The organism is Enterobacter cloacae complex sp. ECNIH7, from assembly GCF_002208095.1.
Lineage (GTDB): Bacteria > Pseudomonadota > Gammaproteobacteria > Enterobacterales > Enterobacteriaceae > Enterobacter > Enterobacter cloacae_M.
The window spans coordinates 2672969-2684886 of the sequence record NZ_CP017990.1; the positions used below are offsets into that span (position 1 = coordinate 2672969).

At 53.2% G+C, this 11918-nt stretch carries 15 protein-coding genes and 1 pseudogene; 8 read left to right on the forward strand and 8 right to left on the reverse strand.

What is annotated here, in order from left to right:
* Positions 1-207 precede the first annotated feature (207 nt).
* From WM95_RS13180 to WM95_RS13190, 3 genes and pseudogenes are all read left to right on the forward strand, one after another.
* Positions 208-1104, forward strand: a pseudogene (locus WM95_RS13180) (ABC transporter ATP-binding protein); the annotation flags it as partial.
* Positions 1101-2105, forward strand: coding sequence for a murein tripeptide/oligopeptide ABC transporter ATP-binding protein OppF (gene oppF, locus WM95_RS13185; protein WP_045355902.1), 1005 nt, complete (start codon positions 1101-1103; stop codon positions 2103-2105). The pseudogene WM95_RS13180 and the gene oppF, both read left to right, overlap by 4 nt.
* Positions 2106-2119: 14 nt before the next feature.
* Positions 2120-2989: an ion transporter gene (locus WM95_RS13190; protein ID WP_047741773.1), complete on the forward strand. Its 870-nt coding sequence runs from the start codon at positions 2120-2122 to the stop codon at positions 2987-2989.
* A 31-nt stretch (positions 2990-3020) separates the two neighbouring features.
* Here WM95_RS13190 and WM95_RS13195 read toward each other — a convergent pair whose 3' ends face one another.
* Positions 3021-3350 (reverse strand): HI1450 family dsDNA-mimic protein, encoded by a 330-nt coding sequence (locus WM95_RS13195; RefSeq protein WP_006810881.1) that lies wholly within the window; start codon positions 3348-3350, stop codon positions 3021-3023.
* 33 nt (positions 3351-3383) lie between these two features.
* Positions 3384-4844, reverse strand: a complete 1461-nt coding sequence (cls, locus tag WM95_RS13200; protein WP_029741729.1) for a cardiolipin synthase — start codon at positions 4842-4844, stop codon at positions 3384-3386.
* Between the two features lie 144 nt (positions 4845-4988).
* Between cls and WM95_RS13205 the strand changes: the two genes are divergently transcribed.
* The 3 genes from WM95_RS13205 (at position 4989) to WM95_RS13215 (ending at position 6955) form a co-directional block, all read left to right on the forward strand.
* Entirely contained in the window at positions 4989-5162 is a 174-nt protein-coding gene (locus WM95_RS13205; protein ID WP_086379783.1) for a YciY family protein, read from the forward strand.
* A 109-nt stretch (positions 5163-5271) separates the two neighbouring features.
* Positions 5272-5907 carry a leucine efflux protein LeuE gene (leuE, locus tag WM95_RS13210; protein ID WP_023312092.1) on the forward strand — a complete coding sequence of 212 codons (636 nt, stop codon included), beginning with the start codon at positions 5272-5274 and terminating at the stop codon, positions 5905-5907.
* Positions 5908-6001: 94 nt separating this feature from the next.
* Positions 6002-6955 carry a helix-turn-helix domain-containing GNAT family N-acetyltransferase gene (locus WM95_RS13215; protein WP_063409352.1) on the forward strand — a complete coding sequence of 318 codons (954 nt, stop codon included), beginning with the start codon at positions 6002-6004 and terminating at the stop codon, positions 6953-6955.
* A 41-nt stretch (positions 6956-6996) separates the two neighbouring features.
* Here WM95_RS13215 and WM95_RS13220 read toward each other — a convergent pair whose 3' ends face one another.
* Positions 6997-7293 carry a YciI family protein gene (locus WM95_RS13220; protein ID WP_023312090.1) on the reverse strand — a complete coding sequence of 99 codons (297 nt, stop codon included), beginning with the start codon at positions 7291-7293 and terminating at the stop codon, positions 6997-6999.
* Between the two features lie 220 nt (positions 7294-7513).
* Between WM95_RS13220 and tonB the strand changes: the two genes are divergently transcribed.
* On the forward strand, positions 7514-8218 hold the full coding sequence (tonB, locus tag WM95_RS13225) for a TonB system transport protein TonB (protein WP_063409351.1): 705 nt from the start codon (positions 7514-7516) through the stop codon (positions 8216-8218).
* Positions 8219-8256: 38 nt separating this feature from the next.
* On the opposite strand, the gene yciA is transcribed toward tonB, so the two are convergent.
* From yciA to WM95_RS13245, 4 genes are all read right to left on the reverse strand, one after another.
* Positions 8257-8652, reverse strand: a complete 396-nt coding sequence (gene yciA, locus WM95_RS13230; RefSeq protein WP_063409350.1) for an acyl-CoA thioester hydrolase YciA — start codon at positions 8650-8652, stop codon at positions 8257-8259.
* Positions 8653-8756: 104 nt separating this feature from the next.
* Positions 8757-9296 carry a septation protein A gene (locus WM95_RS13235; RefSeq protein ID WP_023312088.1) on the reverse strand — a complete coding sequence of 180 codons (540 nt, stop codon included), beginning with the start codon at positions 9294-9296 and terminating at the stop codon, positions 8757-8759.
* Between the two features lie 56 nt (positions 9297-9352).
* Positions 9353-10096 carry a YciC family protein gene (locus tag WM95_RS13240; protein ID WP_063409349.1) on the reverse strand — a complete coding sequence of 248 codons (744 nt, stop codon included), beginning with the start codon at positions 10094-10096 and terminating at the stop codon, positions 9353-9355.
* Positions 10097-10121: 25 nt separating this feature from the next.
* Positions 10122-10526 (reverse strand): YkgJ family cysteine cluster protein, encoded by a 405-nt coding sequence (locus tag WM95_RS13245; RefSeq protein WP_063409348.1) that lies wholly within the window; start codon positions 10524-10526, stop codon positions 10122-10124.
* Positions 10527-10808: 282 nt separating this feature from the next.
* Between WM95_RS13245 and ompW the strand changes: the two genes are divergently transcribed.
* On the forward strand, positions 10809-11441 hold the full coding sequence (ompW, locus tag WM95_RS13250; RefSeq protein ID WP_063409347.1) for an outer membrane protein OmpW: 633 nt from the start codon (positions 10809-10811) through the stop codon (positions 11439-11441).
* A gap of 46 nt (positions 11442-11487) precedes the next feature.
* On the opposite strand, the gene WM95_RS13255 is transcribed toward ompW, so the two are convergent.
* Positions 11488-11826, reverse strand: coding sequence for a hypothetical protein (locus WM95_RS13255; protein ID WP_047174179.1), 339 nt, complete (start codon positions 11824-11826; stop codon positions 11488-11490).
* Positions 11827-11918 lie beyond the last annotated feature (92 nt).

Consider the following 11918-nt stretch of genomic DNA (forward strand, 5'->3'; position numbering starts at 1 on the left):
AGAGTTAGGTAAGGATACCGTTCAGGTCGTTGAAAGTCAAAGGACCAAAATCAGATTAACTATGATCCGGTAAGCTGTAACGACTTAAATTCAGTGTTAATGAGCGTAACCAGATAAATTCCACATTAAAAACAAAAAAAACAGTGGCTTAATTTAGCTCAAGAGCTTAGTTATAAAGCTAACTTTACATTTTCGGCGCGTTGGGCAAATTTAGCCAACTTCAACCTGCGCGCGGGTGAAACGCTGGGGATCGTGGGGGAATCCGGTTCCGGAAAATCCCAGACTGCCTTTGCGCTGATGGGCCTGCTGGCTGCTAACGGCGTGATTGGCGGCTCTGCGAAATTCAACGGTCGTGAAATCCTTAACCTGCCGGAGCACGAGCTGAACAAGCTGCGCGCTGAGCAGATCTCGATGATTTTCCAGGATCCCATGACCTCGCTGAACCCGTACATGCGCGTAGGCGAGCAGCTGATGGAAGTCCTGATGCTGCACAAAGGCCTTGGCAAAGCGGAAGCCTTTGAAGAGTCGGTCAAAATGCTGGACGCGGTGAAAATGCCGGAAGCGCGTAAGCGTATGCGCATGTTCCCGCATGAGTTTTCTGGCGGTATGCGTCAGCGCGTGATGATTGCAATGGCGTTGCTGTGCCGGCCAAAGCTGCTGATTGCCGATGAACCTACCACCGCGCTGGACGTTACCGTTCAGGCGCAAATCATGACCCTGTTGAACGAGCTGAAGCGCGAGTTCAACACGGCGATTATCATGATCACCCACGACCTGGGCGTGGTGGCAGGCATCTGCGACAAAGTGCTGGTGATGTATGCCGGTCGTACCATGGAATATGGCAAAGCGCGCGATGTCTTCTATCAGCCTGCGCACCCGTACTCCATTGGTCTGCTGAACGCGGTACCCCGTCTTGATGCGGAAGGGGAATCCCTGCTCACCATTCCGGGCAACCCGCCAAACCTGCTGCGTCTGCCGAAAGGCTGTCCGTTCCAGCCGCGCTGCCCGCACGCGATGGAAATCTGTAACAGCGCTCCGCCGCTGGAAGAGTTTGCACCAGGCCGTCTGCGCGCCTGCTTTAAGCCGCAGGAGGAGCTGGTATGAACGCTTTAGATGAAAAACGCAACGTGCTGCTCGAAATCGCCGATCTTAAAGTGCATTTCGACATCAAAGACGGCAAACAGTGGTTTTGGCAGCCACCGAAGACCCTTAAAGCGGTGGACGGCGTCACGCTGCGCCTGTACGAAGGGGAAACCCTGGGCGTGGTGGGAGAGTCCGGCTGCGGTAAATCGACCTTTGCGCGAGCCATTATCGGTCTGGTCAAAGCCACCGACGGTAAAGTGGCCTGGCTGGGTAAAGATCTGCTGGGCATGAAGCCCGACGAGTGGCGCGAGGTGCGCAGCGATATCCAGATGATTTTCCAGGATCCGCTGGCATCATTAAACCCGCGTATGACCATCGGCGAGATTATTGCCGAGCCGCTGCGGACCTATCATCCAAAGATGTCTCGTCAGGAAGTGCGCGACCGCGTGAAGGCGATGATGATGAAAGTCGGCCTGTTGCCGAACCTCATCAACCGCTATCCGCATGAGTTCTCCGGCGGTCAGTGCCAGCGTATTGGTATTGCCCGTGCGCTGATCCTCGAACCGAAGCTGATTATCTGCGATGAGCCGGTTTCCGCACTGGACGTTTCCATTCAGGCGCAGGTGGTTAACCTGCTGCAGAAGCTGCAGCGCGAAATGGGGCTGTCGCTGATCTTCATCGCGCATGACCTGGCCGTGGTGAAACACATCTCTGACCGCGTGCTGGTGATGTATCTGGGGCATGCCGTGGAGCTGGGCACCTATGACGAGGTGTACCATAATCCATTGCACCCATACACCAGAGCGCTGATGTCCGCGGTGCCGATCCCCGATCCGGATCTGGAAAAGAATAAAACCATCCAGCTTCTGGAAGGGGAATTACCTTCGCCGATTAACCCGCCGTCAGGCTGCGTCTTCCGCACGCGCTGCCCGATGGCCGGGCCGGAATGTGCTCAAACGCGACCGGTTCTCGAAGGCAGCTTCCGACATGCGGTTTCCTGCCTGAAAGTAGACCCGTTATAATCGCAAGGGCTGACATGATGTCAGCCCTTATTTTTTGCGAGGTAACTGTGTCGCGTTTATTCACGTTAGCCCGTCGGCGGCTATATCATTTTTTGTTCGATCCTGAAACGGTTTCCGGGCGACGCTTTGAAGGTCTGTGCGGTTTATTTGCGCTCCTCAGCGTGGTTGTCATCTTTATTGAATCGGGTGCCGGGACGCAATACCACCTGACGTTTGACGAATGGCATATCTTTGTCTGGCTTGAGCTGGCGATTACCCTGGTTTTTACCGCTGAATATCTCCTGCGGGTAATAGCCTGGCCCAACCCGGCCAGATATGTTTTCAGCTTCTGGGGATTTATCGATTTAGCCACCATCCTGCCGCTCTATGTTATGTGGCTGTGGCCGGAGATTAGCCTGAGTTATGTCTTTGCCTGGCGAGCGATGCGCGTGATTCGGGTATTACGTATTCTGAAATTACTGCGTTTTATGCCATCATTACGCGTGTTCTGGAGTGCGATCGTCAGCGCCCGCCATCAGCTTATTTTGTTCTACTCGTTTATTGCCATCGTCATGATTGTTTTTGGCGCGCTGATGTATTTAATAGAAGGGCCTAAATATGGCTTTACGACGCTCAATGCGTCCGTCTACTGGGCCATTGTGACCGTCACGACCGTGGGTTACGGTGATATTACGCCCCATACGCCACTGGGGCGCATCGTAGCGTCCGTGCTGATTTTGATTGGCTATTCGGTTATTGCCATCCCGACGGGACTTATTACCACACACATGAGCAGCGCGTTTCAGAGCCGCAAGCAACAGCGCAAATGTCCTCATTGCCAGAAGGGTGAACATGAACACGACGCGCGGTTTTGTCACCGCTGCGGCAGTGAATTACCGGAGTAAATAAAAAAGGCTGCAATCGCAGCCTTTTTTATTATTCGCGCCAGAGAATATGGCACAGCTTGTGGTCTTTTTCCCGACAGAGCAGGACGCGGGCGAAAATATCGTTAATTTCGCCGCCGTCTTCATCGGCCAGCCCAATCACCACTTCGGCAAAGAAGTCAGGATTCAGGTCGAAATCCACATGCTCAGCCCAGTCTTCTGAAGGGTCGAACAATTCAGCGCCGCCGCGCTCTTCGAACTGCAGATTAAAGAGGATCACGTCTGCGGGATCGAGGTTATCAACCGCCAGTTCGAGAAAAATGTCATAGGCCTGCTCGAGCGTTTCGTCTTCGGTCAGGCGATTGTTCAGATCCATTTCCATGATGACTACCTGTTTAACATCGTTGGGCACGTTTTACAGCAACGGACTAAAGAAGTAAAACAGTCGTTCGGCAATTCTCTGCCACATCGGACGTTTTACCCACAGTCTGGCATCCAGCAGCCGCGAGCGGGAGATATAATCATCCTGCACCGCCGCAAGGTCGCCGCCAAAGCCGGCATCATCAATGACCAGCGTAATTTCAAAGTTTAGCCACAGGCTGCGCATATCCAGGTTGACCGTTCCCACCAGGCTCAGCTCACCGTCGACAAGAACGCTCTTGGTGTGGAGCAATCCGCCTTCAAACTGGTAAATTTTCACCCCTGCGGCCAGCAGTTCGCTAAAGAATGCCCGGCTGGCCCAGCCCACCAGTAGGGAGTCATTTTTGCGTGGCAAAATGATGCTCACATCGACACCGCGCTGCGCGGCGGTACAGATCGCGTGCAGGAGGTCGTCGCTGGGGACAAAGTAGGGCGTCGTCATGATCAGATATTCACGCGCCGAGTAGGTTGCCGTCAGCAGCGCCTGATGGATTAAGTCTTCCGGGAAGCCCGGCCCGGAAGCAATGGTATGAATGGTGTGACCGCTGGCCTCTTCAAACGGCATAATATTGCCGTCCGGCGGTGGCGGCAGAATACGCTTGCCGGTTTCTATTTCCCAGTCGCAGGAATAAACGATGCCCATCGAGGTGGCAATCGGCCCCTCCATTCGCGCCATCAAATCAACCCATTGACCTACGCCCGAGTCCTGTTTGAAGAAGCGCGGGTCAACCATATTCATGCTGCCGGTGTAGGCAATATAGTTATCGATCATGATCATTTTGCGATGCTGACGAAGATCCATCCGGCGCAGAAATACGCGCAGGAGATTCACTTTCAACGCCTCAACCACTTCGATCCCGGCATTACGCATCATGCCCGCCCAGGGGCTACGGAAAAATGCCACGCTACCCGCGGAGTCAAGCATCAGGCGGCAATGAATGCCGCGCCGCGCGGCGGCCATCAGCGACTCAGCGACCTGGTCAGCCATCCCGCCGGGCTGCCAGATATAAAAAACCATCTCGATATTATGACGCGCCAGCTGAATATCGCGGATTAACGCCTGCATGACGTCGTCGGACGAGGTCAGCAGCTGCAGTTGATTGCCCTTGACGCCGCCAATCCCCTGACGGCGCTCGCACAGCTTAAACAGTGAGGAGGCGACGCTGCTGTTCTCCTCGGCAAAAATATGTTTGCAGGCTTTAAGGTCGTTCAGCCACTTCGCGGTGGAGGGCCACATGGCGCGGGCCCGCTCGGCGCGGCGTTTACCCAGATGAAGCTCGCCGAAAGAGAGATAGGCAATAATTCCCACCAGCGGGAGGATATAAATGATCAGAAGCCAGGCCATGGCAGAGGGTACGGCTCTGCGCTTCATCAGGATGCGTAATGTCACACCCGCGATTAACAGCCAGTATCCCAAAATGACCAGCCAACTCACCACGGTGTAGAAGGTTGTCATAGGTAAAAAAATCCTTTTGAAAGCGTATTGTTATGAGTGTACGCATCAGGATTCATCTGGCAAATAAAAACGCCAGGTAAAAGCGCTGGTTTGCTGCCGGGTTGGGTTTATAATGGCGACTCTGTTAGTTAAAGAGTTGTAGACATGAAGCGCAGTAGAACAGAAGTAGGGCGCTGGCGCATGTTGCGACAGGTGAGTCGTCGCAAGGCTCGTTGGCTGGAAGCTCAATCCCGCCGCAATATGCGTATTCACGCCATCAGAAAATGTGGATTGACCAGGCACCGCAATGCGTTGCTGTTCGCAGTCCAGGATATCTGAAACCATGAGGGCACCGTAACGGGTGCCCGCTGATTTTATAGCGTCTGATTTTTTAGGAATAGCGTATTTGCAGCGATATTCCTGTTGTGTTTAGCAAAAGGAGGGAGGAGTGTTTGCGGAGTTTGGCGTACTGAATTTCTGGACGTATGTTGTCGGCGCATTTTTTATCGTGCTGGTGCCAGGGCCGAATACCCTGTTTGTGCTAAAAACCGGGATCGGTCACGGCGTTAAAAAAGGGTATCTTGCCGCCACGGGCGTATTTATCGGCGATGCGGTGCTGATGTTTCTGGCTTGGGCGGGCGTCGCGGCATTAATCCAGACCACGCCGGTACTGTTTAATATCGTGCGCTATCTCGGAGCCTTCTATCTGCTCTGGCTGGGCGGCAAAATGCTCTGGTCAGTGGTGAACCGCCAGAAAAATGCCCATGAGAGCGGCCCTGAACCGGCCAGTATGATCATGAAACGTTCGCTGGTATTAAGCCTGACCAATCCCAAAGCGATCCTGTTCTACGTATCGTTCTTCGTTCAGTTCATTGACGTGAATGCACAGAGCACCGGCACTTCTTTCCTGATCCTCGCGACGACGCTGGAGTTAATAAGCTTTATGTACATGAGCTTCCTGATCTTCTCCGGTGCGTTTGTGACGCGTTATCTGAAAACGAAAAAGAAACTGGCAAAGCTGGGGAACGGGCTCATAGGGCTGCTGTTTGTCGGGTTTGCGGCGAGGCTAGCGTCGCTGCATTGATGGTTTGAAAGGCTCCTGAGGGAGCCTTTTTAATTCTGTTTGACAATCCCTCATCATTTAGTTGTATAGTACAACTAAATGATGAGGACACAACATGCACAGCGAAACCCCGGTAGTCAGTGTTATTCGACGTTCCTCGCGCCTGATGGTGCGAGAGTTAGGTTTTATGGGGTCTACCCTGGCCTCAACGAATTACTCATCGTCGGCCGTCCATACCCTGGTCGAAATAGCCCTACGCAAAGAGATGACGGCGAGTCAGCTGGTGCAGCTGCTGGGGCTGGATAAGTCCAGCGTCAGCCGTATGCTTGCTCGTCTGATTGCCGCGGGTGAGCTCGAGGAGGTCATTTCAGCTGAAGATGCGAGAGCGAAGAGCCTCAGGCTGACCGCGAAAGGTCACGAGACGGTCAGCAAAATTAATGCCTTCAGCAATGAGCGCGTGGTCACAGCAATAAAGCGTCTTGCTCCTGCCCAGCAGCAAACCATCTCTGAGGGGCTCTCCCTTTATGCCAACGCGCTGCTGGCATGCCGCGAGGCGGGCAACGATATGCAGCCCGACGAGCTGAAGATAGTGCAGGGGTATATCCCCGGCATGATTGGCCGTATTGCGGAGATGCATGGCAGCTATTATTCGCGGGAACATAACTTTGGTCGCTTCTTCGAGGCCAAAGTGGCTTCAGGGCTGGCCGAGTTCAGTGAAAGACTGGAGAAGCCCTGTAACCAGATTTGGCTGGCAGTGCTCAACGATAAAATTGTCGGCTCGGTGGCAATCGATGGCGAGGATCTGGCGCCGAGTGAAGCCCATCTTCGCTGGTTTATTCTTGATGATGGCTGTCGGGGACACGGCGTGGGGAAAAAACTGCTGACCGAAGCGATGCGCTTTTGCGACAGCGTGGGTTTTTCTGCCGTGCAACTCTGGACATTCAATAAGCTGAGCGCCGCACGACGTTTATACGAATCGTTTGGATTTACGCTCGCCAAAGAGTGGGAGGGCGATCAGTGGGGAACCCTTATAACGGAGCAACAGTTTACCCGGCGCAGAGATGCGTAACCTCTACTATGAAAAAGGCTCCTTTCGGAGCCGCTTTGGTATCAGAACACTTTCTTATACGGTCTGACCGTTACTTTCGCATACACACCTGCGGCAACATACGGATCTGCGTCAGCCCATGCCTGAGCGCTTTCCTGAGATTCAAACTCAGCAATCACAGTGGAGCCGGCAAAACCGGCGGCGCCCGGATCGTTGCTGTCTACTGCGGGCATGGGGCCAGCGGTCAGTAAACGGCCTTCATCCTGGAGCAGCTGCAAACGTGCAAGGTGCGCAGGGCGCACGGACTGGCGTTTTTCGAGCGAATCAGCAACATCTTCAGAGTAAATCACGTAAAACACGGCGAAGCTCCTTAACCGGTAAAAGTGTCAGTTACGTTATGTGAAAGGGCAAACGACTGCAATGTAAAATAAAAACAATGTTAATACCCTGATCTGAATGCGCCTTTTTTGGCCTCTCAGGCGCTAAAGTTGCGCCAGAACAAAGTGTCTTATTGAATATGATTGCTATTTGCATTTAAAATCAGGGTTCGGTTTTTTAACGTTGATGAATATGACTTCGATGACCCTTGATTTACCTCGCCGCTTTCCCTGGCCGACGCTGCTTTCTGTCGTGATTCACGGTGCCGTTGTGGCGGGTTTGCTGTATACCTCGGTTCATCAGGTTATTGAAATGCCCGCGCCCGCGCAGCCGATTTCCGTGACGATGGTATCGCCAGCGGATCTCGAGCCGCCGCAGGTTGCCCCTCCACCGCCGCAGCCGGTGGCAGAGCCTGAGCCAGAACCCGAGCCCGTTCCGGAGCCACCGAAGGAAGCCCCGGTAGTGATCCACAAACCTGAACCGAAGCCAAAGCCGGTGAAGAAGGTCGAGGAGCGTCCGAAACGCGAGGAACGTCCGGTTGAACCGCGCGCGACCCAGACGGTGGAGAATGCGGCGCCTTCGCGTCCGGTGATGAATAACACCGTAGCCGCGCCTAAGCCGACAATCAGTGCCCCTGCGGGTCCGCGCGCGCTGAGTCGCAACCAGCCTCAGTATCCGGCGCGAGCGCAGGCCTTGCGTATTGAAGGCCGCGTACGGGTTAAATTTGACGTTACTGCCGATGGCCGCGTGGATAACGTGGAAATCTTGTCCGCTCAGCCTTCTAATATGTTTGAGCGCGAAGTGAAATCGGCGATGCGCAGATGGCGCTATGAGGCCGGGAAACCGGGCAACGGACTGATTGTGAATATTGTTTTCCGCCTGAACGGCGGGGCGCAAATGGAATAAAAAAAGCCTCCTGATGGAGGCTTTTTTTTGCCTGTCAATCAGGCCTGCGGAATTTGACGAGGCTTGCCTTCGCTGTCCACTGCGACATAAATAAACAGCGCTTCGGTGGCCTTATAACGCTGCCCAATAGGTTCAGAAGAGACTTTCTTAACCCATACTTCGATGTTGATTGAAATAGAGGTGTTGCCGCGTTTGACGCAGCGCGCGTAGCAGCAAACCACATCTCCCACCGCAACCGGGCGCAGGAAGGTCATGCCGTCCACTCGCACAGTCACCACGCGCCCGTGGGCAATCTCTTTTGCCAGAATTGCGCCGCCCATATCCATCTGCGACATCAGCCAGCCGCCAAAAATATCGCCATTGGCATTGGTGTCAGCGGGCATTGCCAGTGTGCGTAAAACCAGTTCGCCCTGCGGGGCGTTAGTTGTTGTCATTGTTTTAACTCGTAACGGAAGACTTCAGGCGGGATGCTACTATGATTTTACAGTGGAGAGAATAGACCAGAACGCCTGTCGTTGACGTTCTGGTCAGTCATTAATCAGTGCTTGTCGTCTTGCGGCATGTGGCGATAGATGTATACGCCGCTTAACAGCGTGAAGATAAGGGTCAGCGCAGTCAGGCCAAAGACCTTGAAGTTGACCCATATATTCTGCGGCAGCCAGAAGGCGATATAGATATTGGCAAGACCACAGAGAATAAAGAAGACCGCCCAGGCGATATTCAAACGGGACCAGACTTCCTGAGGCAGCGTCAGCTCTTTGCCCAGCATGCGCTGGATCAGCGGTTTTTTCATGACCCACTGGCTAATTAACAATGCACCAGCGAACAGCGCATAAATGACGGTCACTTTCCACTTAATAAATTCATCATTGTGGAAGAACAGCGTAAGCCCGCCGAACACGGCGACCAGGACGAACGTTATCAGCGCCATCTTTTCGACTTTACGATAGCGAACCCAGCTGTAGATCAGAACAACAGCCGTTGCAACGATCAGCGCAGTGGTCGCGGCATAAATGTCATACAGCTTATAAAAAGCAAAAAAGACCACGAGCGGTAAAAAATCAAGAAACTGCTTCATTCTGTGATTCCATCTTCTGAACGGGGCGGGTGGCAGCGATGCCGCCCGCCTCAGGATTACTGACGAATTAACATATACAGGCGGAACAGATAGACCAGCAGTAACGCTGAAATCAGATTGCTCAGCGTATTCGCCACTACCGCGCCAACGTTCGGCGTTAATACCGCAAAATTCGGTGCAAACAACAGCAGGAGCGTTTTGGCGAGCAGCCAGCCGATCACGGCGGGAGCCACCAGACGCATATTCGCCCATGCCAGTCTGATGCTGCTGCGCATCGCGGTAAAAATCCCCATCTTATCCTGCACCACCATCACAGGCGCAAATGAGAGCACGATAGCCAGTAACACGCCCGGCACCACGACCAGCATAATCCCCATTTGCACCAGCATGGTGGTTAAAAAGATCAGGATAAACAGCTTAGGTAAGACTGGCGCACTCGCACCAATCGCCCGTAAGGCGCTGACCCGGTGACCCGCCGAGACCAGCTGAATCATCAGCAAAACGCCGCCCGCCAGAACCGCATTACCAATCAGGCCTGAGAACGTTGACGCGGCAGACGCCCGCAGCAGAATCTGCTGCTGCTCCGGCGTCATGTTTTGCACCAGTTCAAACAGCCCCACGCTTCCGGCGAGGTGGTCGCCCTGGCTCAGGCTGGCAATCTGTTCATCACTCGGTGAGAAGGCATGGCCCAGCACCACCGTGATAAAGGCACATAGCAACGCGATCAGTAAAAAGGTTATGAACTGATTGCGGAAAAAGTTTCCCGTGTCACGGTAGACAGACTTCGCCGTGATAGACATGCACTCTCCTTGAGTATTGCAGGTGTTAATTAGCCGGCAATTGTACACCGGATGCACCTGCTGTGGCAGCATCAAGGCTTGTATGGAAAAGCATATCTTTGTAAAGCGGAGGTAATCCAATGCGCGCCCGGGCGCGATTGCAGGCTTCGTTGACCTGCCCATCCTCCCCCGACATGGCAAATTCCCGGCACGGGCTGGGCCGATCCTCATAGATGGAACACTTGGTAGAGACCCCGGGCTCGCCCTGTAGCGCCACGCAGCGGGCCTGCTTTTGGTTTGTGCCGCTCATGCAGCGCAGAAAAGGCGTTAGCGGCTCTGTGAGATGAACCGGAACGGTACCGCCGCCATCGCTGGCTTCGGCCCAGTAGAAAGAGACTCGAAAATACGCACAACAGGCTCCGCACGTCATGCACGGGTTGATATCACTCATGGCACACCTGCTAAAGAAGAACGCATCAAATCAACTTGTGAGAGCGATAAATTATCCAGCCGCCAGAGGAAGAGCAAGAGGGGGAAAAGGGAAAATTTTGTAACCGTGAAATGCCAAAAATTGACATGGAAACAACTTATCGCTTTTGGGTGTGCAACAAAAAATTAATCCAGATCAATGAATGTTAAGTTACTGGTTTTAATGTGATCTGTAGCAGATCACTTATTACTCATTTGTGAGTATATTCTCATCCGCGATTAAAACCACAACGATGGAGCGGATATGAAAAAATTAGCGGTGGCAGCCCTTGTATTAAGCAGTCTCTCTGGCGGCGCGTATGCGCATGAAGCAGGCGAATTCTTTATTCGTGCCGGTTCGGCTACGGTTCGCCCGACTGAAGGATCGGATAACGTGCTGGGTATGGGCGGTTTTAACGTCAGTAATAACACCCAGTTAGGGTTAACGTTCACCTATATGGCGACGGAAAACGTTGGTGTTGAGCTTCTGGCTGCAACGCCGTTCCGTCATCGCGTAGGTCTGGGCGCAACCGGTGATATCGCTACGGTTCACCATTTACCGCCAACGCTGATGGCGCAATGGTACTTTGGTGATGCCAACAGCAAGGTGCGTCCTTATATTGGCGCCGGTGTGAACTACACCACTTTCTTCGACGAGAAGTTTAACGATACCGGTAAAGAGGCCGGCTTGACTGACCTTAGCCTGAAAGATTCATGGGGTATGGCGGGGCAGGTCGGTCTGGATTATCTGATTAACCGCGACTGGCTGATTAACGCCTCGGTCTGGTACATGGATATTGATACGGACGTACGCTTCAAAGCGGGCGGTCAGCAGCAAAGTATCAATACTCGCCTGGATCCGTGGGTGTTTATGTTCTCTGCGGGTTATCGTTTCTAATCCCCCGTCAAACTGGCCACAGGGTGGCCAGTTTGCTTTGCTCACTTCAAAACGACGGATAAACCGGCCGCTCATCAAGCTTTACGCAGTGCCTCAGGATATTTTCTCCATCATATAAATAGCTGAAAGCGTCGCTGGACAGGGAATGAAAGAGAATATCGCCGTTGGCAAACGGGATGATTTCGGTATCACCTGCACGTTTATGTCCCGCGCCGGTTTCAAAATGGCCGTGCCATCGTTCCTGGGTATGGTCATAAACGTGCAGAATGACCTCGACAAGTCCTCTTTGCGGACAATTAAGGCGCAGGAAGGTAGAAGAGAAATTCAGGGACAGCGCATGGAAGGGAATCAATAAGGCGAAAACCAGTAAAGCTCGTAAATACATCAAACCGCGAAAACCTCCTTCAAAAGGGAAGTGAGATTTTACTTAAGTCAAAAAACGCGTTTTTGCCGTGGATCAAGATGTCTTATAATTCA